The organism is Saccharophagus degradans 2-40 (assembly GCF_000013665.1).
GTDB classification, from domain to species: domain Bacteria; phylum Pseudomonadota; class Gammaproteobacteria; order Pseudomonadales; family Cellvibrionaceae; genus Saccharophagus; species Saccharophagus degradans.
Genome location: NC_007912.1, coordinates 4672358 through 4698051, shown reverse-complemented (window position 1 = coordinate 4698051; position 25694 = coordinate 4672358). Strand labels below are relative to the sequence as shown.

At 45.7% G+C, this 25694-nt stretch carries 23 protein-coding genes; 11 read left to right on the top strand and 12 right to left on the bottom strand.

Going from position 1 to position 25694, the window contains the following annotated elements; genetic code table 11:
- Nucleotides 1–54 precede the first annotated feature (54 nt).
- Both SDE_RS19385 and SDE_RS21625 read left to right on the top strand, forming a co-directional pair.
- Complete coding sequence (locus SDE_RS19385; protein ID WP_011470180.1) at nucleotides 55–1485, top strand: ricin-type beta-trefoil lectin domain protein; 1431 nt, start codon at nucleotides 55–57, stop codon at nucleotides 1483–1485.
- A 737-nt stretch (nucleotides 1486–2222) separates the two neighbouring features.
- Nucleotides 2223–4613, top strand: a complete 2391-nt coding sequence (locus tag SDE_RS21625) for a discoidin domain-containing protein (RefSeq protein WP_049762715.1) — start codon at nucleotides 2223–2225, stop codon at nucleotides 4611–4613.
- Between the two features lie 218 nt (nucleotides 4614–4831).
- On the opposite strand, the gene SDE_RS19370 is transcribed toward SDE_RS21625, so the two are convergent.
- Complete coding sequence (locus SDE_RS19370) at nucleotides 4832–5578, bottom strand: DNA alkylation repair protein (protein WP_011470178.1); 747 nt, start codon at nucleotides 5576–5578, stop codon at nucleotides 4832–4834.
- Between the two features lie 21 nt (nucleotides 5579–5599).
- Entirely contained in the window at nucleotides 5600–6208 is a 609-nt protein-coding gene (locus SDE_RS19365) for an FMN-binding negative transcriptional regulator (protein ID WP_011470177.1), read from the bottom strand.
- A 283-nt stretch (nucleotides 6209–6491) separates the two neighbouring features.
- On the opposite strand from SDE_RS19365, the gene SDE_RS19360 reads away from it, so the two are divergent.
- Nucleotides 6492–6833: a hypothetical protein gene (locus SDE_RS19360; RefSeq protein ID WP_011470176.1), complete on the top strand. Its 342-nt coding sequence runs from the start codon at nucleotides 6492–6494 to the stop codon at nucleotides 6831–6833.
- A gap of 43 nt (nucleotides 6834–6876) precedes the next feature.
- Here the strand turns inward: SDE_RS19360 and SDE_RS19355 are convergent, their stop codons facing one another.
- From SDE_RS19355 to SDE_RS19335, 5 genes are all read right to left on the bottom strand, one after another.
- Nucleotides 6877–7557: a hypothetical protein gene (locus SDE_RS19355; protein WP_011470175.1), complete on the bottom strand. Its 681-nt coding sequence runs from the start codon at nucleotides 7555–7557 to the stop codon at nucleotides 6877–6879.
- A gap of 207 nt (nucleotides 7558–7764) precedes the next feature.
- Complete coding sequence (locus SDE_RS19350; RefSeq protein WP_011470174.1) at nucleotides 7765–9285, bottom strand: sensor histidine kinase; 1521 nt, start codon at nucleotides 9283–9285, stop codon at nucleotides 7765–7767.
- Nucleotides 9278–9976, bottom strand: a complete 699-nt coding sequence (locus SDE_RS19345; RefSeq protein WP_011470173.1) for a response regulator transcription factor — start codon at nucleotides 9974–9976, stop codon at nucleotides 9278–9280. Before SDE_RS19345 ends, SDE_RS19350 begins: the two co-directional genes overlap by 8 nt.
- A gap of 154 nt (nucleotides 9977–10130) precedes the next feature.
- Nucleotides 10131–10865, bottom strand: coding sequence for a spondin domain-containing protein (locus SDE_RS19340; RefSeq protein WP_011470172.1), 735 nt, complete (start codon nucleotides 10863–10865; stop codon nucleotides 10131–10133).
- Between the two features lie 15 nt (nucleotides 10866–10880).
- The gene (locus tag SDE_RS19335; protein ID WP_011470171.1) at nucleotides 10881–11582 is read right to left on the bottom strand and encodes a spondin domain-containing protein; all 702 of its coding nucleotides are present in this window, start codon (nucleotides 11580–11582) and stop codon (nucleotides 10881–10883) included.
- A gap of 208 nt (nucleotides 11583–11790) precedes the next feature.
- Between SDE_RS19335 and SDE_RS21620 the strand changes: the two genes are divergently transcribed.
- Together SDE_RS21620 and nhaA are read left to right on the top strand one after the other, a co-directional pair.
- On the top strand, nucleotides 11791–12600 hold the full coding sequence (locus SDE_RS21620) for a prolyl hydroxylase family protein (RefSeq protein ID WP_011470170.1): 810 nt from the start codon (nucleotides 11791–11793) through the stop codon (nucleotides 12598–12600).
- Between the two features lie 146 nt (nucleotides 12601–12746).
- Complete coding sequence (gene nhaA / locus SDE_RS19325) at nucleotides 12747–13940, top strand: Na+/H+ antiporter NhaA (protein WP_011470169.1); 1194 nt, start codon at nucleotides 12747–12749, stop codon at nucleotides 13938–13940.
- A gap of 74 nt (nucleotides 13941–14014) precedes the next feature.
- On the opposite strand, the gene SDE_RS19320 is transcribed toward nhaA, so the two are convergent.
- The 4 genes from SDE_RS19320 to gmk form a co-directional block, all read right to left on the bottom strand.
- Nucleotides 14015–14398: a RidA family protein gene (locus SDE_RS19320; RefSeq protein ID WP_011470168.1), complete on the bottom strand. Its 384-nt coding sequence runs from the start codon at nucleotides 14396–14398 to the stop codon at nucleotides 14015–14017.
- 36 nt (nucleotides 14399–14434) lie between these two features.
- Nucleotides 14435–16543: a RelA/SpoT family protein gene (locus SDE_RS19315; RefSeq protein ID WP_011470167.1), complete on the bottom strand. Its 2109-nt coding sequence runs from the start codon at nucleotides 16541–16543 to the stop codon at nucleotides 14435–14437.
- A 23-nt stretch (nucleotides 16544–16566) separates the two neighbouring features.
- The gene (gene rpoZ, locus SDE_RS19310) at nucleotides 16567–16839 is read right to left on the bottom strand and encodes a DNA-directed RNA polymerase subunit omega (RefSeq protein ID WP_011470166.1); all 273 of its coding nucleotides are present in this window, start codon (nucleotides 16837–16839) and stop codon (nucleotides 16567–16569) included.
- A 64-nt stretch (nucleotides 16840–16903) separates the two neighbouring features.
- Nucleotides 16904–17521, bottom strand: coding sequence for a guanylate kinase (gene gmk, locus SDE_RS19305; RefSeq protein ID WP_041326049.1), 618 nt, complete (start codon nucleotides 17519–17521; stop codon nucleotides 16904–16906).
- Nucleotides 17522–17704: 183 nt separating this feature from the next.
- Between gmk and SDE_RS19300 the strand changes: the two genes are divergently transcribed.
- The 3 genes from SDE_RS19300 (at nucleotide 17705) to SDE_RS19290 (ending at nucleotide 20469) form a co-directional block, all read left to right on the top strand.
- Nucleotides 17705–18133 (top strand): FKBP-type peptidyl-prolyl cis-trans isomerase, encoded by a 429-nt coding sequence (locus SDE_RS19300; protein WP_011470164.1) that lies wholly within the window; start codon nucleotides 17705–17707, stop codon nucleotides 18131–18133.
- Between the two features lie 50 nt (nucleotides 18134–18183).
- A complete protein-coding gene (locus SDE_RS19295; RefSeq protein ID WP_143710926.1) occupies nucleotides 18184–19644 on the top strand; it encodes a GGDEF domain-containing protein in 1461 nt (486 codons plus the stop codon).
- A gap of 75 nt (nucleotides 19645–19719) precedes the next feature.
- Nucleotides 19720–20469, top strand: coding sequence for a hypothetical protein (locus SDE_RS19290; protein WP_011470162.1), 750 nt, complete (start codon nucleotides 19720–19722; stop codon nucleotides 20467–20469).
- A gap of 461 nt (nucleotides 20470–20930) precedes the next feature.
- On the opposite strand, the gene SDE_RS19285 is transcribed toward SDE_RS19290, so the two are convergent.
- On the bottom strand, nucleotides 20931–22184 hold the full coding sequence (locus SDE_RS19285; protein WP_417750319.1) for a glycosyl hydrolase: 1254 nt from the start codon (nucleotides 22182–22184) through the stop codon (nucleotides 20931–20933).
- Here SDE_RS19285 and SDE_RS23220 point away from each other — a divergent pair.
- From SDE_RS23220 to nfi, 3 genes are all read left to right on the top strand, one after another.
- On the top strand, nucleotides 22183–22485 hold the full coding sequence (locus tag SDE_RS23220) for a hypothetical protein (RefSeq protein WP_338056771.1): 303 nt from the start codon (nucleotides 22183–22185) through the stop codon (nucleotides 22483–22485). The two genes, SDE_RS19285 and SDE_RS23220, sit on opposite strands and share 2 nt — an antisense overlap.
- 308 nt (nucleotides 22486–22793) lie before the next feature.
- A complete protein-coding gene (locus tag SDE_RS19280; protein WP_011470160.1) occupies nucleotides 22794–24767 on the top strand; it encodes a DUF2075 domain-containing protein in 1974 nt (657 codons plus the stop codon).
- A gap of 150 nt (nucleotides 24768–24917) precedes the next feature.
- Nucleotides 24918–25550, top strand: a complete 633-nt coding sequence (gene nfi / locus SDE_RS19275; RefSeq protein ID WP_264359175.1) for a deoxyribonuclease V — start codon at nucleotides 24918–24920, stop codon at nucleotides 25548–25550.
- The last annotated feature ends 144 nt before the right edge of the window (nucleotides 25551–25694 follow it).

Genomic DNA, 25694 nt, shown 5'->3' with positions numbered 1-25694 from the left:
CGCTAAGGTAGCCTTGGCGGATACAACAATAATAAACACCTACAGGTACACACTATGACTTTATCTATAAAGAAAGCGCTATGCGCTATGGCTGCGTCCACCTTTATTTTGCTGCAGGCTTCAAACGCCCTTGCTATGGCAAAAGGTGCAGATGTGAGTTGGATTTCTGAAATGGAAGCAGAGGGCTACACGTTTTATAACGATGCGGGCCAGCAGCAAGATGTGCTGCAAATTCTAAAAGATCACGGTATGGATTCCATCCGTCTGCGCGTGTGGGTAAACCCCGCCGGTGGATGGTATAGCAGCATTAATGACGTAATAGAAAAAGCTCAGCGCGCCAAAGCTGCGGGCATGCGTATTATGATCGATTTTCACTACAGCGACTCTTGGGCTGACCCAGGCAAGCAATACAAGCCCGCCGCGTGGACCAACTATACCTTAGACGGTTTAATGTCTGCGGTGTGGTGGCACACCTACGATTCCCTCGTGGCCCTAAAGAATGCGGGTATTACCCCTGAATGGGTGCAAGTGGGCAACGAAACAAACAACGGTATGTTATGGGAAGAGGGGCGCGCATCCGCCAATATGCAAAACTATGCGTGGTTGGTGAATAGTGGCTACGATGCCGTTAAAGAAGTGTTCCCTAATACCAAGGCAGTGGTGCACTTGGCAAACTGCCACGACAACGCAAACTTCCGCTGGATATTTGACGGCTTACAAGCCAATGGTGGTAAGTGGGATGTAATAGGTGCCTCTATTTACCCTACCAACGCAAGCGGTTATAGCTGGAGCCAAGCCAACAGTTTGTGCGAGGCAAACTTAAACGATATGCAATCGCGCTATGGGTCCGAGGTGCTAATTGCCGAGGTTGGTGCGCCGTGGGATCACCCAGAAGCGAAAGCAATCGTGAGCGATGTAATTGCTAAGGCGCAAAACGCCGGTGCAACAGGGGTATTTTATTGGGAGCCGCAGGCATCAAACTGGCAGGGCTACACGCTAGGTGCATGGAACCCAAACACCATGCGCCCCACCGAAGCATTAGACGCGTTTATTGACGGCAGCTCGAATGTGACAACCGCGCGTTTGCAATCGCGCAATAGCAACCGCTGTATAGATGTTAATGGCCGCAGTACAGCAGATGGTGCCGATATCATTCAGTGGAGTTGCCACAGCAACGCCAACCAGCAATGGACTTTTGAAGATATGGGCAATAACTACGTGCGATTGCGCGTGGGCCACAGTAATAAGTGCTTAGATGTACTGGGTGCAGGCACTGCCGATGGCGATAACGTAGTGCAGTGGGCATGCCACAATAACGCCAATCAGCAATGGCTAAAAGAAGACATGGGCGATGGCTACTTCCGCTTAAAATCTCGCGCCAGCGGTAAATGCGTAGATGTAAACGCAGGCGGTGCTAACAACGGTGATTCTATTATTCAATGGAGTTGCCACACTGGTTGGAACCAGCAATGGATGGTTTATTAGTAAACAGAGGTCAGTTAACAGCTTGGGAGAGTTATTTTGGCTGTTAACTGGCTGCTTTAAGCTGTGAGCTATTCTCAATGTGTCACCTTATTCGTTCTAACCAATTTGGCCCGGCGAACGCCGGCCTCCTCTGTTTCTTCCTCTTCATTACCTATATTTTCAGTGTTTCAAGATTGTCTATTCTACTCTTTGGGTTGGTGGAATGCTTATTTTGGCGTTTTATTCGTTCTAACCAATTTTAATTTGTACGATTGGTGCACAGTTCCGGTTTAAAGCGGTGGAGTGCGAGTGGGCAAAATAATATTGTTGCGCCGCGGTGTGGGTAAACGTCGCTAATTAAATTGGTTAGAGAGGTTGGCGCGGTGTGTTGCTATTTGAGTAGATTCTTATTGAAAATTAAACATTAACCCACCGGCCACAGTTTAATGCGGTTTGCACATTAAGGGTTGCGCATCTGCTTAATATTTAACGACAGTAAGTTTGGCGAACAATAGATATTTATAAAAATAAAATAAACACCACCTAAAACAGTAACACCAATAAAAATGAATTTAAAAAATACACTGCTTTTTGCGGTGGGTGCGTTTTTGCGCCCGAATTTTATGTCACAGCTTTTCATGTTTTGCGAGCTTCACCTTAGTGTGTGAATTAACCTTCAAGAGGAAACAAAAATGATAAAACTATCTCACCTCAAACACTGCAGGAAATTTTGTATTTCTTTGCTTTGCGCGCTGGGCATGGCTAATGCTCACGCCGCATTAAATGTAACTGCATCTGCGGATGACGGCAATGTGCCCGCGAATACCTTAGATGACAATATAGATACGCGCTGGTCGGCGAATGGATCTGGGCAGTGGATTGAATATGATTTGGGCGCGACACACACTGTGGATGCTGTGCAAATAGCATTTTTTCGCGGAGATGTGCGCGATGCAACCATCGACATTCAAGTGTCGAACGATGGCGGCAATTGGCAAACACTTTTTTCGGGTACGCCACCAACCCGAACCTTAGCGCAGCAACATTTTGAGTTGGATGATACTTCTGCGCGCTATGTGCGTATTGTAGGTTATGGTAACAGCCAAAATAATTGGAACAGTATTACCGAGTTCGATGTGGTTACGCTTGCAAGTGGAGAAAATATTGCTCTTGGTAAAGCTACATCCCAATCATCCACTGGCTATGAGGGTGTATCTAGCCGTGCGGTAGATGGCAACACCAATGGTAACTGGAATCAAGGCTCGATTACCCACACCAATAACGAGTATCAACCTTGGTGGCAAGTGGATCTAGGCTCAGTTAGATCTATCGACCAAGTTAACTTGTGGAATCGTACCAACTGCTGCAGCTCGCGTTTATCGGCGTTTTATGTGTTGGTGTCCGATGTGCCCTTTACATCGCAAACCTTAAGCGGTGCGCTTAGTCAAGCGGGTGTAAGTGCTTATTATTTTAATGATACTGCGGGCAGCCCAACCGAAATAAATATAGATCGCACAGGTCGCTATGTGCGTGTACAACTTTCTGGCACAAACCCATTAAGCCTAGCGGAAGTTGAAGTTATTGAAGGCAGCGAAATTGTTCCACCAGCACCAACCGGCCCAGATGCATCATGGACTTATTGTGCCGCCGAGCGCGAGCAATGTGCATTTTCTAATATAAAAGAAGTGGCCTACGGCGCTGGCGATAGCTGGAACTACTCTGTCGAGCTAGACGGCGTAACTTGTAATAATACTAACTTGGGTGACCCCGTTCGCGGCACGGTTAAATCGTGCTGGGTACGCAACGCACAACAAAATTATGTGGCGGTGCGAAACCTTGCTGAATTGCAAAATGCTATTTCCAATAGCAATCAACACATTCGCATGAAGCGCGGTGTGTATGAAGCTACAGCGTTAATGTCTGATAACACCACCGTATTTCGATTCGACGGTGCGAATAATGTATTGGATTTTACCGGTGTAACCATTCAGGTACCCACTAAACTCTTAAACAGTATGAGTACCCAGCCTATTCACTCGCAAGTAACCTACGATGTGATGGGCGATAACATTACTTTTTTAAACGGTACTTTCGAAAATACCTATCCGAATGGCCAGCACGATGTAACAGATTTTACCGCCCATAATAAAAACCCAGACTATTGGCCCGCGCGTCAAATGACGGAGTTTAGAGTGTGGGGGAACGGCGTACAGTTTTTAAATAACACCATTACTGTGCGCGGTTCATACCCGTATGGCTACGGTGATATGTTAGGTAAGGGCGCCGGTTCTGCAGTGTATTTACGCAAACATGCTGGTGTACAAATTTCTGGCGACAATGTATTAATTGACGGCATGAAATTAACCGTACTTGCATTCGGCCACGGCATTTTTATGCAGGGTGCAGATAACACAGTAATTAAAAACTCTGTTGTACAAGGGCGTATGCGCTTAGGCGCCGATATGTATAACGACGGGCCAGACTCCTTAATGGGGCCGTTTAATTTTGAGCAGCAATACCCAGATCACTTTGTGGGCCTGCCAATTGTGCGCGACCTAATGTACAACCTTACCGAAGATGGCATACGCGCTTATACACAAGGCACCAAATTAGATGGTAGTGTGGTGCGTACTGGTGCAATTACTGTAGAAGACACCAAAGTAATTAATATGCGCGGTTGTATTACTACGCCATTGGCTTCTAAGCCAAGTTATATAAAAAATGTAGAAATTCAAGGTTGTAGTGTGGGTTACGCGCTGGCGAATAATAGCGATGTAATCAATTCGCGCGGTGATGCAGGCTACGGTCCGCTATTGCACTCTACGTACGATACGCGCAACAACGCCAATGTCGAAATAACCGTTACCAATATTCCATCTACCGGCTCACACGCTTTTGCGTATATTGCAGGCTCTGGTCATAACATTACCTTCCTAAGTGATGGCAGCAACCCAGATGTGCCGCGCGAAATACGCGTAGGCGATACTGGCGACCGCTGGGCTGGCGACCCAAGCTATCAAGATGCAGCAAATATATTACTCATAAACGAAACCAACCAACCGGTGGTGTTAACTGAAACCAGTAGAAATATTACTGGTGAAAGTGTGGGTGAGGTGACTGATAATGGGACGGGAAATAGCTTGAAATAGAGTTTACAGTTTTACAGGGGGCAGTTAACAGCTGATTGGCGTCAGGAGACTGGTTGTTTGCCGGGTGTTGACTGAAACCAGAGTTCGATCTTAAAAGCCGTTGGCGTTAAGTCAGCGGTTTTTTTGTGAGTGGTAAAACTCGCGCGTGTGTCGAACCCTATCGTTGGGGCGTTCCATTCCGTTGGCTTAACTGTGAGCCGTAAACTTTAAGCTCTCGGCTATCCTCTAAGCACTTTCAATCTAACTTCTGGGTCTACTTTTTCAAGTGCATACCTAATTGTGCCTCTGGGCATATTTTTGGCATTTTTTTCTATGAAGGCGAGAACGTCTTGTTCGTGTTCTGCTGTGGTTACTTTTAGTAGCCAGCCTATGCTTTTTTGTACGAACTCGTCTTGGTCGCTAAGCAAAAGCGTGCAGTTTTCGAATATAAGCTTTTTGTCTAGCGTGTACTCTGTTTTGCCTATTTTTCGTTTGATGAATTTTACCCATGCAACATTACTTGCGCGTCTGCACCAAGAGACGTCGGAGTGGGCCCAGTCTTTGGTGTGTTCAATTAAGTGGGGGCGCGCCATAAGGAAGTTGAATAGGGTTTTTATGCACAGGTCGTCGACTAGCGCCCAATTGTTAGCGTAGTTTTCTAACCAGTAGCGAAAGCGCTGCAGTAGGGTGTCGTCGTAGTGCTTTTTAACCTGCTTGTTAATAAGTCCATATGCCACCATTTTTTCTTCACTGTATTCGGCGCGTTCGAGCACAGTTTCAGTAATGGCTAATAACTGCTCTGGCGTAAGCTTTGGGTAACTTTCTAAAAAATGCTTTACTACAAATTTAATATCCGCAGCATTTGCGCCTACACAAACAATACCGTGGGGGAAGTAGCGGCGAGACGCTTCGGCTTTACCGGGTGTGCTTAAGTCTATTAAATGTTGCTTCAGCGTGTTTGCGTACTTGGTATAGTTGGTTGTCATAATATATAGCGCTGGTTTAGGTTATCGGATTAAATCGGCCATAGGGTCGCCTTGGTTGCTTAGGTTGGCAGCTATGCCCTGTTTGTTTTCTACAGGTTGATTTTGGCTTAACTTAAACTTGCCTTGAATATCGTCAAGGGTAATTTCAAACCCTACGATAGCAGGTAGAAGTTTTCGTATAAATTCCTCGGGTGCATCTGCAATTGTCCAAGGTTGCTTAAAGTGTTGTTCGTGCTCGGCGGTTAAATCGTTGAGCAGTTGAATTTTCCAATCGCTGTCGTGAATAAACGTAATTTCACCTCGAATATGCACGGCCTCATAATTCCACGTTGGCACCGCCTTGCCGTCAATAGCCTTTGTTGGGTACCAGTTTGGGCTTATATAGGCATTGCTCCCTTGAAAAATAACCAGTACTTGTTGTTGGTCTGCTGTTTTCCAAATAGGGTTAGCGGCGGCAATATGCCCTTGCAATATTGCGTTACCTGCGTTACTGGTTGTGAGGTAAAGCGGCAAGTGATTAGCTTCTGCGCCATGGGTATGCGTGGTGATTAAAGTGGCAAACGGGTGCTTGCGAATAAATTCGAAAAGTAGATCGTCGTTTTCTTCCTTAAAATGCTTTGGTATATACATGCAGTTAATGTCTTTTATTATGGTTTATTAATAAGTGTTATCTAATTGCAAAATTTATCACGGTAAATGGCATTGTTTTTGTTAATTTGGCGATTATAACACTTGAAATAAAGTTTTTATCTTTCACTTTGATATTGGCGTTCAACTCATTTGGCTTTCGGTTTCTATAAATTTACTATCGGGCCACTACATGCGTAGTGAAGTTTGTACGGTTGGAGTTTATAGCTTGTATTGACTTGAATATAAGGTAGTAAAAATAATCTAACGAGGAAATGGAGATAATATGAAATACAAACTAATATCAGCGATGGCGTTAACACTAGGTTGTGTGGCAAATGCTAATGCCTATGAAAAAATATTTGAGTGGAATGACCCCGTACAGGGTAATTACCCTGCCGAATGTTCTGCGGCTAAAACTTATGGTACTGGTGGGGGCAGCCCAGGGTACATATATTATTACGACGAATTCACCGTGAATTGCCCGTTACACCCGACTCTTAAAGTGGGTGTAGAAAAAAGCTGGAGTTCAAGTCAGGGGAATCGGTGTAATAGGGTAACAGTGAATAACAGTGCCTATACAACTTCTTGGAATGACTGTAATAACTGGCGTGTTTACAAAAAGTAGTATTTTTCTTTAAAAGCCCCAGCGTATGGGGCTTTTTGTGGTTTTATTTAAACAATTTTAATTCCATTTCATCTGCAAGATAAAAAACAGCTTCGCCAGTGGATTCATCTATAAAGTAAGTAACGGATGTTTCTAATCCCTCGTCCACTAATGCTTGCGTGAAATTAGAAGTAATATTCTCTGCTTCTTCGCTATTAGTAATAGGTAGAACAACTTTACAATTATTTGTTTTGCAGCTTACCGAGAGCGGAGATGTCGATTGCAAAGATTCAACCCTTTCAAATGTGGCGTAAAGTTCATCCTCCCTTGGCTTTGCCCAGTCGTAATCAATCGGTTCGCTTTCAAATCTTTCATTTGCTGCTTCAATGGGGGAAATACCGCTTTTAGCTGTCTCGTCAATAAAATGAGCAAACGTTGATATAGATTGTTGGCTGGTTATTGCTGTTTGAATTTCCTGTGAGGTAACTTGTTCTGTTGTGTTCTGCGGTGGCGTATCAGGTGCGTCTATGGCGGAATTGTTGTTCTTTGCTCGAGAGGCGCTAGTAGGGGCCTGTGCTATTGTTCCAGTATCGCAGACGATATCCTGTTCTTTTGTTGGAAGGGGGCTTGCTGAAGCGATTGCAGAGTTAGGTTTGAGGGCGTTGTTCTTCCCTATGTAATATGAGGTTAAACAAAGCAGCATTGTTGAGAGTGAAAATAACAGGTATTTGTAATGTTTTTTCATGATTCGACAATTTAAGTTGTTGGCGTGAGTTTAACAATTAACGCGTTTGTCGCATTAAATTATCTTGCGAATAAAGAATGAATACTATGACAGGCAAGACAATAAAAATTCAGTCGCCTGATAGTAGCATTCTCTAGGTGAAGAGACTAATTAGGTAGAGGTTATTTGAGAGGGCTATTGCCAATTTTAAATATTTAGGCGCGGTTGTCACCCCGCCTGCAATTCAAAACAAAACGTTGTGCCCTTGTTCTCTTCGCTTGCCACTTTTATTTTTGCCTGATGCAAATCCAGCAGTCGGCGAGTAATGGCCAAGCCTAGGCCACCGTTGGCGCTGTTGCCGCGTATGCTGTTGCCGGCTTTGAAGTGGGGGTCGAATATGCGGGTAATATCAGATTTAGGGATGCCTATGCCCGTATCTGTTACTTCAATAGATACGTATTGTGCCTTGGGTTGTAGGCGCACGATAATGCTGCCGCCATCGGGTGTGTGGCGCAGGGCGTTTTCGATTAGGTTGCTGAATACGCGGTCGAGTTTCTCTATATCGCCCATTACTTCTATGCGGCTATCCTGCGGTGATACCGCGAGGGATATATTTTTTTCTTGTGCGGCTATGTAAAATTTTTGCAGTACATCTTGTACCAATTCCGCTATTACTATTTTCTCTTTGTTTACTTGTACATTGCCGCCATCTAAATAGGCGAGTTCAAATAATTGCTCTACAAGGCGAGATATTTTCTGGGCATTGCGTTTGGCGGTAGATATATAAAGCTCTGTCTGCTCAGTTGAGAGCGTGTCTTTATTCATCTCCCAGGTTTCTAAGTAGCCTAGTAGGCTGGCTAGTGGCGTGCGTAAATCGTGCGATACGTGGGACAGTAATTCCTTGCGCAGTTCGTCCACGGTTATGACTGTATTGTATTGCTCTTCGAGTTTGTTTATTAAATCTCTAAATGCTGCGCCTACTGCGTGTATTTCGTTATTGCTGTTGGTATTCCATTCTTTAAAGTTTTCTGCCGCCTCGGCGCTGCTTTGCGAGTTGTGGGCAAAGCCTTGTTCGCGGGTGGTGTTTATTTGGTGTAGTAGCCGTGTAAGTGGTTTGGTAATTACCCCCGTTAACCACAGGGTGCATATTAAACTAAACAATAGGCCGCCTATAAAAATAGCGAGTCCCCATTGAATAATCTTGCTTTGGCCTACAACGTTTGCGAGGTTGTCGTATATTTCGCTGCCTAAAATTACGTAGAGGTAACCCATTTGTTTACCCTCTACCATTATTGGGCTAGCAGAAAATATCTTCTTTTTATTGGTCGAGCGCGGGTCGTCGCCAACAATGGGTGTGCGCAAGTTGTTGTTCGCCAAATAGTGTTGAATGGGGCGGGTATCAACATACTCACGTTTTATTTTTTGTGGGTCGGTGGAGTAGCTGAGTATGTGGCCGTTATTGTCCAGCACGTAAAACTCGAAATTCGGTCCCAGTATCATTAAATCGTGAAACGTATGCTTGGCAGCTTCAAGGTCGGGTTTGTCGTTTTTAAATAGCAGGTAGTGGCTCGTTACATGTGCGGCCAGCTCGTTATGCATACGCTGGGTGATTTCTTGCTGGTAAGTATGCGAGGTGTGCACAAATAAAGAGATAGAAAATACGCTTACCAACGTAAAGCTGCAAAACAGCGTAAAGGCTAAGCGGCTGTATAATGACTGAGACAGTTTTTTTATAAACGATTTAATCATAAAACTTGTAGCCTACTCCCCATACTGTTAATACGTATTTAGGGTTGGATGTATCGGTTTCTAGTTTGGTGCGCAAACGGTTAATGTGAGAGTTAACCGTGTGCTCATAGCCGCTGTGCTGATAACCCCATACGGCATCTAATAATTTTTCGCGGCTAAATACTTGGCCCGGGTGGCTGGCCATATATAGCAATAAATCAAATTCCTTTGCGGTAAGGGTTATTTCTTTGTCGCCAATGGTTAACCTGCGTTTGGTTTTATCTATACACAACTCGCCAAAGTGCAGCGCATCGTCTGCTTGAGGTGTGCTTTCCTTTTGGCTCATATCGGTGCGGCGCAAATGGGCTTTTACGCGGGCTTGTAGCTCGCGCACGCTAAAAGGTTTGGTAAGATAATCGTCTGCACCGGTTTCTAAGCCTACTACGCGGTCCGATTCGGATTTTTTAGCAGTAAGCATAAGAATAGGTGTAAATATATTTTTGGCACGTAGATGTTGGCAAACCTGTAGGCCATCCATGCTGGGTAGCATAATATCTAAAATTATTAAATCGAAGGTTTGAGTGGTGCCAAGGTGTAGGCCTTCCGCGCCGTCGCTGCAGCGGGTGACGTGGTAATCTAATACTTCCAAGTTCATCGCAATTAATGCGTTGATGTCTTGGTGATCTTCTATTAGCAAAATACGCTTCTGCATTGTTTCGCGGGCCTAATAATTTTAATGGCTATTTAATAGCTATAATGTATCACGTTTTGCCCAGTGACTTTTTCTGCAGCCGTTAACTGCAATCTGTAGGCTTGGCTAATAATAAACTGCCCCGCTATTCACAGGGCAGTTGTTGCACTAAACGTTATTGTACGCGTTTAACCACTACTACCATGGCGCCATTATCAAACTTATGGGCTTGTGTAAGCGCGGACTCGGCATAGCCGTCTGCTTGGGTTACTACGCCTGGGTGCATGCTTACCTTATCGGTATCCATGCGTTCCATGTTGTAGCCTTCGCCACCCGCGGCAGGGCCGGGAATGGTCGCTTGGGTTTCTACATTGGCTTCTGTGCCGGCGTCGTATACGGGGGCGAGCGCTTTCATTTCATCCATTACTTCCATTTCGCCCACATGCCAATTTTGCACACCGGTAAACGCGTCGTTTGTGTTCACCAGCATGCTTACAACGGTGAGTTCAATGTCGTTTTCACCCTCTGCAGCTAGCTCTGCCATAAGGGTATAGGTTGCACGGTCGCCGGGTATGATTACCGAATCCCCGCTAACGGCGTTAATTGTGCTGGTTGCAGCTAATAGCTCTGCAGTACTACCCGATTCGGCTAAAACCTCTAAGCCTTGTGACGCGCTACTGCCGGTCATCCAGCTTTTAACATCCGAAGTGTGCAAAAACAAAGCGGGTGGCGATAAAGGCTGGCCGTGGGTGACGTTGGTGATGGTAACCTCGTAGCTGGCCATTACTGGCTCGGGCATCATTTCTGGGTCCATAGTTTTCTTGTCGCTGCCACCGCAGGCTGTTAGCCCAAGGGCTAAGCCACCTATGGCGATAAGGGTTGAGCGTTTTGCTCGTGCTGGGAATTGCATAGTTAACCTCCTTGATTAGTGAACAGTAATGGTCACTTTGGCTACGGGGTTTAACCAGCGGTGAACGCGGGAGTCTAAATCGCTAGCGCCACCTTCTACCATGGTGTCGCCCACATTGCCGCGGTGAATATGTACCGTGGTGTTGCTTTCTTCGCTAGTTACCCCTGTGCCCATGGTGCCGCTGTTACCGCTTGGGTTAGCAGGGATGCCAGGGGTGCCTGGTGCGCCAGAACCGTCTACTATCAGTTCGTCATTCGCTTCGGTGCCAGCATCGTAGCCATTAAGGGTTAGGGTGTAGGTGCCGGGTTCGCTGGGTATCTGCCATGAATCTAACCCCACAAAGCCGTCATTTGTAGGCAGCAGCATAGCCACAATAGATAGGCGGTCGGCATCGCCGGTATCCCAGCTGGCAATTGTGGTCATTGCGCCTGGCGCCAATAACCCTTCTGCCGGGTTGGCTACGGTGTCTGCACCTATACTGTCTGCAAGGGTTAGCAAGCCGTCGAGCGAGCCGCCCTCGGCCATCATTTGCAAGCCATCGGAAGCTTCCTCGCCTAAGCGAAACAGATGGTTCGCCTCGGTATGGGCAACGGCCAAAATGGGGGTAAAGTGAATACTGTGGGTAGCATTGGTAATCTCAACGCTAATGGTAGCAGCTTGGGTTTGAACGGCGCCTGCGGCGATACATAGGCCTGCAGCAATATGAGTTAAACGCATAATCTTCTCCTTGTGTTTGGGTTAGTGGGGCCACTGTACATAAAGGAAGTCATGCGCCTATCACAAAGTTATAACGTTTTTATCACATTTAACGTGAGCCGGTTGGGCTACACTGGGATAGCTATCATTGCGTCGTTAAGTATTTACGGGTAATTTGTGTAAGTATTCCCAACAATAACAACGTATTAGGTGAACACGGAGAACGAGGATGACTTCCAGCTTTGGCAAACTGGCCGCAGGGTTTAAAAATTTATTAGGTAGTAATAAAAGCGCCGCACCGGCTAGCGATAACAAAAAAGCGGTAGAGGTGGTATCAGAAGAAACGCTTAAAGCCCACGCGTTGCCGTTTAGCATCCCGCTAGAGTACGGCGTGGGCACTAAAGTTAACGACACCCCCTCGGTTACAATTTGTGAAGATTTTTTAACGCAAGCCGAAGTGTTTCAAATCATTAAAGCCGCTGGCGATAAAATGCAGCGCGCTAGGGTGAGCTCTGGCAAAGAAGGCATTGAAAGCGCCGGCCGCACGGGCAGTAACTGCTGGGTAGCGCACGATCACAACAAAGTTACCCATGCGTTGGCAAAACGAATAAGTAAACTAGTAGGTATTAGTTTACAAAATGCCGAGTCTTTTCAGGTTATCCATTACGGTGTAAGCCAAGAATATTCATCTCACTTTGATGCCTGGGAATTTAATACCGAACGTGGCGAACGCTGCATGGCGCGCGGTGGCCAGCGCTTGGTAACGTGTTTAATTTATTTAAATGATGTGCCCGCCGGTGGGGGAACAGGGTTTCCTGAGCTAGATTTAGAAGTGCAAGCTAAAAAAGGCCGCATGGTTATATTCCATAATTGTTACCCCGGTACTAACTATCGCCATCCGCACAGTTTGCACGGTGGGTTGCCGGTAGAAGAAGGCGAAAAGTGGGCGGTTAACCTGTGGTTTAGAGAGGCCGATTATTGGGCGGGCACTAAAAAAGCGGCGGCCCCAGCCCGTAAAAAATATGGGAAAGTGATGTAACAAAGGCATAAGGCTTGAAACAATAGGTTTAGCCCTGACCTAAATATAAATTGTCATATGCTTTTGGTTTATTTTTGCAAAAATGCACTGTAGTGCATGCCTAGGGCCGCCTAGGGTTAACACTTAGTTGCTTAATGAGGAGAACCGTGAAAACTCGTAAGTCCCACCCCATCAAACGTTTTTTTGAGCAAGAAACTGCTGGCGGTATTTTACTGATTGTTGCAGCTGCACTGGCCATGCTGCTTGCAAACAGCCCTTTTTACGGGCACTACGATTTACTTATCGATACCCCCTTTATTATTTCCCTCGGTGATTTTGCATTAGAAAAACCATTGTTGTTATGGACTAACGACGGCCTTATGGCGGTGTTCTTTTTATTGGTGGGTTTAGAGTTAAAGCGCGAGTTGCTCGAGGGTGAGCTTTCCGACCCGCGCAAAATTGCACTGCCGGCTGTGGGGGCTATAGGCGGTATGCTTGTGCCAGCGTTAATTTACTGGTGGATAAACAAAGATAACCCTCTTGCCTTATCTGGCTGGGCAATACCTGCCGCTACCGATATTGCCTTTGCGCTGGGTGTGCTGGCGTTGCTGGGTAGCCGAGTACCGGTAACCGTTAAAATATTTCTCACATCCATTGCGGTATTCGACGATATAGGCGCAATTTTAATTATTGCGTTTTTCTATACATCGAAAATTTCTATGCTTGCTCTAGTGGTGGCGGCTATATGCTGTGCGATTTTATTTATTTGCAATCGCAGTGGCGTAACCACTCTGCGTGCCTACCTGCTAATTGGTTTGGTTATGTGGGTGGCGCTGTTAAAGTCTGGTGTGCACGCTACTTTAGGCGGTGTAATACTGGCGTTTTTTATTCCAATGACAGCCGCGCGCCCTCATCCAGAAATTAAAATACCTTCGCCATTAAAATTTTTAGAGCACGAATTACACGCGCCGGTGGCGTTTTTAATTCTGCCTATTTTTGCCTTCGCTAACTCAGGTATTCGTTTTATAGGCATGGGGGTAGAAGATTTTACCCACTCTGTACCAGTAGGTATTGCCAGCGGCTTGTTTTTTGGTAAGCAGTTAGGCGTGTTTCTGTTTTGTGGTGTATGTGTATTGTTTGGCTGGCTAAAATTACCCAAAGGCATGCGCTGGGTGCATTTGTACGGTGTGGCTGTGTTGTGTGGTATTGGTTTTACTATGAGCTTATTTATTGGCTCGCTAGCGTTTCAAGAGAGTGGAATTAACAGCGTTATAGATGAGCGCTTAGGCATTGTGTTCGGTTCGCTTGTGTCTGCTGTATTAGGCTTTGTTGTGCTTAGAAGTGCTAAGCAAAAGGCTTAATGAATTAAAAATTTTACTGTGTGCCGTAATCTAACAATGTGGCACACAGTAAATAGTAGGTATACAGCAAACTATTAAATAACCGCTATACCGTCTGCTTCAACAAGCGCACCCTTGGGTAGCTCGCTAATGCCTATTGCTGCACGAGCAGGGTAAGGCTGTTCAAAAAACTGGCTCATCACTTCGTTAACAATTGGGAAGTTGCTCAAGTCGGTTAAATAAATATTTAACTTAACTATATTTTTAAGTGAGCCGTTTGCCGCTTCGCACACCGCTTGCAAGTTTTTAAATACTTGAGTGGCTTGCGCAGCGAAATCGCCTTCGATCATTTCCATTGTTTCTGGAATTAATGGAATTTGGCCAGAAAGGTATACGGTGTCGCTAACTTTAACTGCCTGTGAGTATGTACCAATGGCTTTTGGGGCTTTATCGGAATGAATAATAGCTTTATTGGGCATAGTCGTGTCCCTAAAAATATAAGTGTTTTAAGTAAATTAATTTTTGCCGCGTGAAACGCGAGCTACAGATCGCATAGTGCGAATAGAGCGCATAACGTTGGCGAGATGAATGCGGTTATTAACCGCAATGACTAGCGTAATAACACTGCTTTCGGCATCGCGTTCTTCTACTTGTATGCCTTCAATGCTGGTGCCGGTTTGAGCTATGCGCGTGGCCAGTGTGGCAATAATGCCGCGCTCAGATTTAACTTCCACCCTAATTTCTGTTAAGAACTCGCCGGCAACCTGTGCGGACCAGTTAATAGTAGAAATATTCTCTTTCTTGCTTACAAGGTCGGTGACGTTTTTACAGCTATCGCGGTGAACCACAATGCCCTTGCCGGTACTCATATGGCCGATGATAGGGTCGCCCGGTATGGGGCGGCAACAGCGCGCAAAGCTAATAAGCAGGCTATCGGCAGAATCGATAGTAATAGGCGCTAGGGTATCGCTGCTGGTGTCGGATTCGGGCTGTAATATTTTTGCCACGCTGTAGGCGGCTTTATTGCCAAAGCCAATGCTTTCGTACAGCTCTTCCATACTTGCCACTTGGGTTTGCTCGCACAAGTAGCCTTGTTGCTGTTCGTTTAGTTCTTCTAAATTTATATCTAAGTTTGCCAGCGCGCGCATTAGCATGCGTTTGCCCAGCTCCACCGACTCCATATGGCGTTGGTTTTTGAGGTAGTGGCGAATGGCGCTGCGCGCTTTAGCGGTTACGACAAAGTTGAGCCAATTAGGGTTGGGCTGTGAATTCTCGGAGGTAATAATTTTAACTTTTTGGCCGCTTTCTAATACTTGCGATAGCGGGGCGGGGCGATCGTTAATACGACAGGCCACACAGGTATTGCCCACTTGCGTGTGTACGCCAAATGCGAAGTCGACGGGTGTTGCGCCGGCGGGTAGTTCTATAATCGCGCCTTTAGGGGTAAACACATACACTTCATCGCGGAATAAATCGATTTTAACGTTTTCGACGAACTCAACCGAACTATTGGTGTGCTCTTGAATTTCTAGCAGGCGTTTTATCCAGCGGTTAGCGCGATCGTAACTACCTGAGTGCACGGAATTAACATCGTTAGATTTATACAGCCAGTGGGCGGCTACACCACGGCTAGATAGCTCATCCATCTCTTTGGTGCGAATTTGCACTTCGATGGGCACGCCGCGCACACCAATTACAATGGTGTGTAGCGACTGGTAGCCATTCTCTTTGGGGATGGCGATGTAATCTTTAAATTCGCCCGGTTTAGGCTTGTATAGGTTGTGGATAGCACCGAGTGCGCGGTAGCAGGTGTCTATATCTTCCACAATTATGCGAAATGCGTATACATCCATAATCTCTTTGAAAGATTTATGTTTGCTGCGCATTTTGTTGTAAATGCTGTACAGGTGCTTTTCGCGGCCAATAACCAAGCCGTCGATATTCTCGCGCTGTAGTCTTGTTTCTATGCCCGATTGAATTTTTTCTACTAACGCTTTGCGGTTACCGCGCACTTCGCTAAGGGATGCCTGTAGGCGAGACGCGCGCAGCGGGTGCATGGCCGCAAAGCCGCGGTCTTCAAACTCTATACGCCAGTCGTTCATGCCCAAACGGTGGGCAATGGGGGCATAAATTTCTAAGGTTTCTTTGGCTATGCGGCGCTTTTTTTCGGGGGGGAGGGCACCTAAGGTGCGCATGTTGTGTAATCGGTCGGATAACTTCACAACAATTACGCGCAAATCCTGCGCCATAGCAAGGGCCATTTTTTGGAAGTTTTTGGCCTGCTTTTCCGCTTGGGTTTCGTATTCGATTTTGGCTAGTTTACTTACGCCGTCGACTATATCGGCAACGGTGGAGCCAAATTGATCGGCAATAGCTTGTTTGCCTATACCGGTATCTTCAATTACATCGTGCAGCATGGCGGCCATCAAGCTTTGATGATCCATATGCACAGACGCAAGAATATTAGCTACCGCAAGAGGATGGGTAATATAGGGTTCGCCACTGCGGCGATACTGGCCTGTGTGGGCTTGCTCTGCGTAGTAGTACGCGCGCTTAACCCGGTTAATCTGGGTGGGTTCCAGATAGGAGGACAGTCTATGACTCAGCGAATCAATGGTGAGCAAAGTGTAACTGGCCTCCTTTAATATTAGGCTTCGGGGTAAAGGTTATCCGCGTTCTCTTCAGATGGCTCTGCGAAGTGTTCTACGGGTTCTGCGTCAGTTGCAGCTAGGAACGCATCGTCGATTAAGCCCAATTCAATTTCGCGCAAAGCGATAACGGTTGGTTTATCGTTCTCTGGCGCTACTAGTGGCTCTTTACCTTGAGTAGCAATTTGGCGAGCACGTTTGCTGCCTACAATCACTAATTCAAAGCGGTTATCAACGTAATCTAAACAATCTTCTACAGTAATTCGTGCCATTTTGGTAATCCAGTGAGATGTTGCATAGTAAAAATGGGTTGCGCAGTGTACGCAAAATGTGCAACTAGGACAATAGGCTCTCTAGTAAACTTTGGTGCTTGTCCTGTTGTTTTTCAAGGGCTAGACGGTTTGCAACGACTATCGATCGAAATTCGGTCAAAGCAGTGTCAAAGTCGTCGTTCACTATTAAATATTGCGCTTCTACATAGTGAGATATTTCGCTTTTGGCTTCTGCCATGCGGGCGTCTATCACGCTCTCGTCGTCTTGCCCGCGGCCCGTTAAGCGCTCGCGTAAGCATTCGCGCGAAGGCGGTAAAATAAAAACGCTTTTTGCAGCAGGTATGAGTTTGCGTACCTGCTGCGCGCCTTGCCAGTCTATTTCTAGAATAACATCTATGCCTTTGGCTAGGGTGTCTTCTACCCATTGCTTAGAGGTGCCGTAAAAATTAGTAAACACCTGCGCGTGCTCTAAAAATGCGTTGTTTTCCACCATAGTGGCAAACTGCTCGTGGCTAACAAAATGGTAGTTCACCCCTTCTTGCTCACCAGGGCGCTTGGCGCGTGTGGTGTGTGAAACAGAGACCATGATGTTGCTAGTGGTATCAATTAGTGCAGAAACCAAGCTGGTTTTGCCTGCGCCAGAGGGTGCAGAGACGGTGTAAAGGGTGCCAGTAGGTGTCATTGCTCGGCTCGTGTTAGCGTGTTTTAAAATCGCGAAAGCGGAATACACATCATAAACCATTTTAGACCCTAAGGTTATTTGCAGCCGTAAAAACTCATCAATTTATTGGGCTTAAATACTGGCGGGGTGGTTTATTATGGTGAGCTAACTCTTTTATATGCACGAAATTAAAACTAGGCGCCCATGAAAGGTAAAAAATTAAACAAAGGCTCTTCGGGGCAAAATAGAAAAGCCAGCGAGGGCTTTTTAGAAAAATATGCGCGTAAACCTGGGGTAGTGGCACTACCGTCGGGCTTATATATGCGCGAACTGGAAAAAGGCGATGGTCTGCAGCCGCAAATTACCGATACAGTGGTCGTTAATCAGCGCATACTAACGGCAGATGGCAAAGTAATAGCTGATACCTATCAAGCTGGTATGCCAGATCACTTTGCGCTGAAGGAAGCTATACTTGGTATTCAAGAGGGGTTACAGCTAGCGCAGGTAGGTGGGCGCTATGAGTTTGCAGTGCCTCCAGAGTTGGCCTGGGGCAAGCGTGGCGTAGGCAATAAAATAGGGCCAAATGCGGTTTTATTTTTTGATTTAAGGCTTCTAGAAGTAGTTTTTAGCTAATTTGAACTAATATATCTGTGAATGTTAAACACCTACATAGTGTAGGTTTATTGGAAAACCTCCCAGAGGCGCAAGTATGGATGGGAATATTGGTTAGGTTAGGATTTAGGCATAGTGTACCGTTTATATTGGCTTACCTCGCATTAGCAGGGGCGAGTATGCTGCTAGCTGTTGCCCCAAGTAATGTCACACCCCTATACCCTGCCGCAGGGCTAGCTTGGGGGGTAGCCATTCTCTGGGGACGCCGCACTTACCCCTCCATATTTGTTGCTGCTACCCTCGCAAATACCCTACCTTTACTATTCAGTCAGCCTAGCTTTGCTGCAGTACTAGCCGGTATAGCCATTGGTGTGGGTGAGGTTATAGCTGTATTAATAAGTTGCAAGCTGTTAAGTGCTGTGCGCGGCCGCGAGCGAGTATTTAAGCAAGTGCAAGATGTCATTGCGTTCTCTGTAATTGCATTATTTTGGGTGGTGAGCCCTACAATTGGCGTAAGTGCGCTCGCTTTAGCTGGGCTTGTAGAAAGCGGAGCGTTTTCGCGAGTATGGTTAACCTGGTGGCTGGGCGATTCGATAGGCATATTGCTGCTTACGCCATTGGTATTAATAGTAAATATCACTCACTGGCGCAACCTGTTAAATAACGATGGCTACAAGCTTGTGGTAGGCATTGTAGGGGCCGCTACAGCTAGCTTGGCAGTGTATGCATCCGGTTTACCGTTGTTGTATTTGCTTACCGGCATATGTTTTATGGCCGCTTATAGGCTAAGTCTTTTTGGTGTAATTGTGGTTAACTTGGTTATTGCTACTATTACCTCTTCTGCCTATATGTGGCAGGTTGGCCCGGGTGCGCATTTTGCCGCGCCAATTCAATTAGGGTTAATTCAGTTGTTTCTTGCCTTTAACATGGTTATCTCGCTGGTATTTTGGTGCACCCAAAGCCGAAACCGAGAGCTAAGTGTTAAATGGAGTAGGGCAGAAACACAGGCGCGGCTAGACCCCCTTACTAAAATATATAACCGTCGCGGGTTTGAAGAGCGCGCCATTCAGCTAATGAGGCAAAAGCGCACACTGTCGCTGCTAATTTTAGATATAGACCATTTTAAATATGTAAATGATCACTATGGCCACGATATTGGCGACGAAGTGTTGCGCCAATTTTCTAAAAAAATTGCAGGCATGATTCGCGATAGTGATGTGTTTGCGCGCATAGGGGGCGAGGAGTTCGCCGTTATTTTGGCCGATCAAAACCTAGAGCTTGCCGGGCTAATGGCAGAACGCATTCGCGCTACTATCGAATCCACCGAGCTGCCTGTCAGTTCCGATAATACAATCAAATATACAGTTAGTATTGGGGTTAGCTCCGTTTCAGAAGGTGTAGATATTCACCGCTGGCTAAAAACTACCGATAAACTGCTTTATCAAGCTAAGGCGCAAGGCCGCAATCAAGTGGCTGCGGGTTGCGTTGTGCCCATAGACGTTGCTCCTACACCTTCTCGAAAAGTAAATTAGTATTTTACCGCTGCCTGCTAGCGTGTAGGATACTCTACTACCTAAGAAGCATTTCTATTACCTACAGAGGGCTGTATGCAGTTCACCATCTTATTTTCCGCGTCGAAAGCGATGGCCAATTGGCTAAAGCTGGATGCGCCTAGAATTCCAAGCCCCGATGGTAAGCGCGTAGGCACCCAACCGTTAACTACCAATGCGCAACAAATATGCTGGCAATGCCATGTAATAGAAAACAGGCCGCGCAGTGGGTTATTTACGGTGCTGGCTGTAGAAGCATTTAGCCGATACACGCTTATTATTCCCTACCCTGGTAGGCCGCGCTTAGAGGATTTAGAAAACGAAATTTTGCGCCGTTGGGCCAACGAACTATTAAATTTAATGATAGTAAGTGGCGAAATAGACGAGGCCGACGTAGACGTAGTAATAGAGAAGTTTTTAGAGCTAGATAAGCCTATTGATTGGGTAAGCAATACCGATTTAAGCGTACAGGGCCACGCCTCGGATGCCGGCAAGTGGGTTACGGATACGCTATATCAGGATGGCGGTGCCGCACTAGACGATGACAGAGCCATAGCATTGGGCTTGCATATCAATCAATTTAAGAAAAAAAGTAAAGATGCTAACGGCAAAATAGAGCACTTTTACCCCATGGAGCGCATGTTAGACGACGCTCTATTTAGGTTTGCTAGCGGCCTAGCTAAAGATAGGTACGAACAAACCCGCCGCGGTGATTTCCCCAACCCGTTTTTACCTACCCTCGAAATGACAGATAGCGAACCAATCCCTAGTAATGTGGTGCAAATGGCAAATTATCGCCATAAGTAGCAAGCGTTTAATTAATAGGGCTTTGCTTCTATAGCTAAGCAAAGCCTGTAAAACAGTGGGTGCAAAAAGCGAGTTAGAAAGTAAAAAGGGTGCCTCGCAACAGGCACCCTTCAGAGTGATGACAAACCTTCCCCAAGCAACACAGCGAGTAAATTCTTAGGGTGAAAGATCAAAAATGCTCAATTCATGCTTCGCCACGGATGGCGATGTTAGAACAACGCAGGAGCAGTTGTCGGGACGAATTGAGCAAGTTATAGGGACACCGTTTTTTGCTCCTGCAAAAACGGCATTTCCACCATCCATGGCGGTCATATTCATACGTTTTTTGAGCTTTCACCCTAAGAATTTACGGATTTAGAATGATCAAGTTCTTCGCAAATATAATAGAGGGGTTTATCAATAAACTGGAGTGCCTCGCAAAAGGCACCCTTTTTATATTGCACAAGTTAGCTTTTTAAACGCTAGTCAAAGCTAGGTAACTCATCCAGCGTAATAACCAGCTCATGATTGTAAACATGCTGCTTATGGGCGTTAGAGTTGTAATATTCACCTGTCCAAAAGTTGTTTTCGTGGGTTACGCCTTCCGCGGTATCCGAGTCGTTCCACACCATAAACCACAACCACCAAGCGCCATCGGCCTGCATGGCATCTGGGTCGGGAATATTACTGTTCTCGCTTAGCGCCACCATTTTGGTTTGCATGGGGGTGTTTTTCGTATCGTTATATACGGCTAATTGCGACTCGTAATTTTTCGCGCCGTCGTAAATGTCGTGACTTACAATATCGGCATATTCATCGCCTGGGTACCAAGCGCTGTTTTGCCCGTTCCACACCCAAAGTAAATTATCTAAACCGTGATGATCAGTAAGGCGGGTGTACATGTGGCGCCACAACAGCACTTGTGCATAAGCGGCAGATACCGAATCGGTACGCGTACGGCCCCACCAGAACCAACCGCCAGAAGCTTCGTGCAAGGGGCGCCACAGCACCACAGCGCCGGCATCTTCTAGCTTTTGCAGCTCTGCCGCTATCATATCGATATCGGCCTGCATATTTATAAAGCTCTGACTGCTTTCATCCAGTTGACCATTGGCAATTGGGATTTGAAAGCTCGTATCAGCCGTATAAAACTCGCCAATGTTACTACCGCTTACGTTCGGGTCTCGCCAGTGCCAAGCAAAAGTCACTAAGCCGCCGCGCTGCCAGTGGACAATAGCTTCTTCTGTTTGCTCAAGGCCACTAATAAAACTGCTCTCAATACCGTAATTCATATAGTCGTAGCCCATAATTGCGGGGGCTTTGCCGGTATCGTTAATTACGCGCTGGTACTCATCAATGCTGTCCTTCCAGGTCAAATCCATCTGCCCGGTTAGCATTTTGCTGCCCCATTGCTGCTTAAGGTAAGTGTAAACAGCCTTGGTGGTGGTATTGGCGTTAGGGTTTACCGGCGTATCGCTCATGGCCGTTTGAGTGCGCTCCATTACCCCTGGGCACAAGCTGCGCGATAAGCACTCTGCGCCATTCTCATAGCCCCAGCTACCGTTATCGGTAGTGCAGAAGCTGGGGGTATCTGCGCCAATGACGCAATATGCCAAATCGCCCACACCTGGGTCTTGCGCTGAGCCGTATATCACGCAGCTACTCGCATTCTCCCAACCCCAGCCATCCCCATCGGGGTCGGAATCGTTACTGCGACAGTAAGCGGTGCCGTTTATGGTTGCGTTGGGAATTAACCCACCGCTAGAACTGCTAGACGAGCTAGAGCTAGACGAGGAGCTAGAAGAACTGGATGAGCTCGATGAAGAACTAGAGCTAGATGAGCTAGAGCTGCTACTAGACGAACTAGAACTGCTGGATGAGCTGCTAGAGCTACTGCTCGAAGAGCTAGAAGACGAACCGCCTTCCTTAGTTGAAGAGCCCCCGCCACAAGCCGCAAGCGCAACACACGCCGCCAGCGTTAATAGATGTAATTTATTCCGCATGAAAACCTCTCACGTTATTGTTGTAATACTGTAACCGATTACATTAAGCGCTGCTAGGTAAAATTGGGGTGGTTGGGTGTTTTTTGTTCGGTTTGAGGGTTGTTATGGCTGGGTGGGGGCAGTCGTAGGTGGGGTGGGCATCACTTGCCGGGCTTTTTGGGGAGGGCAAATTATTTAATGTAGCTACATATTAATAATGGTTAAATGATGGCGTATTTGTTGAAAACATACTTCGCGAGTGGTCAAAAAAAGTTGCGAGTATTGTCTGGTGACGAACTTGAGCTTTTACTTGAAAACCAAAATCAACGGATGGCTCAGCCTTAGCTGAGTTAGTGTAATGGAATGAATCGAGCCTATTATAAAAATACTATTGCAGGTTTTTGTGCAGATAACCCGGATCAAATAGTCGGCCAGTTGGTGCTTGAGCATAAGTTTGCGCTTATTAGTACGCAACGCGACGCTTGGGTCGCACAAATATTACTGCTGCAATCTATCCTTCAAAATTCCGATGGAACAATCTACTTTGAATACTCTATTCCACGGATGGGTAAGCGTATTGACGTGCTGCTAGTAATTGACGGGGTTATATTCGTTGTTGAGTTTAAGGTAGGCGCATCGTCGTTTTTAAGGGCCGACCTTGATCAGGTTACAGACTATGCACTTGATTTACGCAATTTCCATGAAGGCAGTCACAGCGCACATATTGTTCCTATTTTGGTATCTACAGCATCTAAAAGTAGAGAAGACGTAATTGTCGGCCCGCCCCAAGATGCACTGTTTTCCCCTATTTGTTGTAACAGTACAAATCTAGAAAAAGTTATCTCTCGAGTATTAACCTTAGTCACAGGAAATTTCATTAATGTTAAACATTGGGAGGAGAGTGGATACAAACCTACTCCTACAATTATTGAGGCTACACTCGCGCTATATAACGGCCATTCCGTTGTTGATATATCTCGTAGTGATGCCGGCGCAATTAACTTAAGTAAAACTTCTTCTTCTGTTTCTGAAATAATTAAATCTTCAAAGGAAAACAAAGAAAAATCTATTGTGTTTGTAACAGGTGTTCCTGGAGCAGGTAAAACTTTAGTGGGTTTAAATATCGCTACCGCGCATATTGATCAAGACGATGAGCTATATAGTGTTTTTTTGTCGGGTAATGGCCCGCTGGTTGCTATTCTTCAGGAGGCTCTTGCTCGAGACAAGGTTGCGCGCGCGAAACAAAATGGCGAGAAAATTAAAATTGGTGCTGCGCGAAGCGAAGTAAAAGCATTCATTCAGAATGTTCATCATTTTCGAGATGATGGTTTGGCTGATCTTAATAAAGCGCCGGCTGAACATGTGGTAATTTTTGATGAGGCGCAACGTGCTTGGAACAAGCAACAAACCGTAGACTTCATGAGAATGAAAAAAGGCCAGCTCAATTTTGATCAGTCGGAGCCTGAATTTCTCATTTCATGTATGGATAGGCATAAAGATTGGGCTGTGGTGATTTGTCTGGTGGGTGGAGGCCAAGAAATCAACAAAGGTGAGGCCGGTATACATGGCTGGTCTCATGCAATCAAAGAGTCTTTCCCTAAATGGAAGATATACGCTTCAGATCAATTGAAAGATAGTGAATATGGTGGAGCAGCAACAATCTCTGAGTTGCGCTCTATCCAAGGCTCAAATTTTTTACCTGAATTACATTTGCAAACTTCAATGCGATCATTTCGAAGTGAAAAAGTATCGCTGTTTGTAAAACAACTTTTAGATATGGAATTAGCGGAGGCCCAGCAGACTTACAGTCAGCTATTTCAAAACTATCCGATTACGTTAACCCGTAATCTAGATAGTGCGCGCAAATGGTTGAAGAGCCAGGCCAGGGGCTCAGAGCGTTACGGCATAGTTGTTTCATCTCAAGCTGAAAGATTGCGGCCCCTAGGTGTTCATGTGAAAGCGCCGGTAAATCCCGTTAACTGGTTTCTGGACGGTAAAGATGATGTTCGTTCTTCGTATTATTTAGAGGATGTTGCTACTGAATTTCATGTGCAAGGGCTTGAGCTAGATTGGACATGCTTGGTATGGGATGCAGACTTTAGGTATACAGCCGAAGGTTGGAATAATTTCTCTTTTAGAGGAAATAAGTGGCAAAAAATAAATAAATCAGAACGTAAGATGTATCAAAAAAATGCCTATCGAGTTTTACTAACGCGTGCTCGTCAGGGTATGGTTATAGTGGTGCCGGAAGGCGATAATGAAGATCCAACAAGGCCGAAAAGTTATTATGATAAAACGTATAGCTACCTAGCCAAGGTTGGGTTAACTGTGGTCTAGAAGCAAGGTTAACAGAGCCAAATTATTGTTTTTACAGAAATATATTGTCACTAATTAGTCAATAAAGCGTCGTACTTATCGGGTATTAAACTACTTATGTTGCCAAAAATGAATCACTCGTGGGAACTTTCCGAGGGCGAAGCGCTAGCAATGCAAGACAAGCTAACGTCGAAAGTTGTTAAAGATGATCGGTATGGCCATATTCAGCTAGTGGCTGGAGTAGATGTAGCCTATGCCAAAAATAGTGACAAGTTAATTGCCGCTATAGTTGTTCTAAATGCTAAAACATTGGAAGTGGTTGAAAAAGTTACAGCAGAGGCTAAGGTGCAATTCCCTTATGTTCCCGGTCTATTCTCGTTTAGAGAACTTCCACCATTAATAAAAGCTTTTGCAAAGTTGAAAAATTCACCAGATCTAATTGTATGCGATGGTCAAGGTTATGCGCACCCCCGACGTTTTGGCTTGGCTTGTCACTTAGGCGTTATTTTTGATGTGCCAACTATTGGCTGTGGAAAGACTCGCCTGCTAGGAGAATTTGATGGTGTTGGCTTGGAAAGAGGAAATGTTGCGCCACTGGTCGATAATAACGAAGTGATTGGCAATGTTTTGAGAACTCAAACTGGAGTTAACCCGATTTATGTTTCCATTGGACATCGAATTTCGTTATCAGCAGCAACAAATTGGGTGTTGAAGCTTTCACCTAAATATAGACTTCCAGAAACAACTCGGCAAGCCGATCACGAGGTGCGGGAAAAGCTTAAAGTTGAAGAATCTTTATTCTGATTGATTATTTATTAAATAAAATTAAACGATTCTCTAGTGCGACGCTTACTAATAATAAAGATATTGTTGGAGGCGGCCTATTCAGTCTCGTGACACAAGAAGATCCGAAGTTCTACAACTCATGTCATTCTCTAGCTTCGAGAG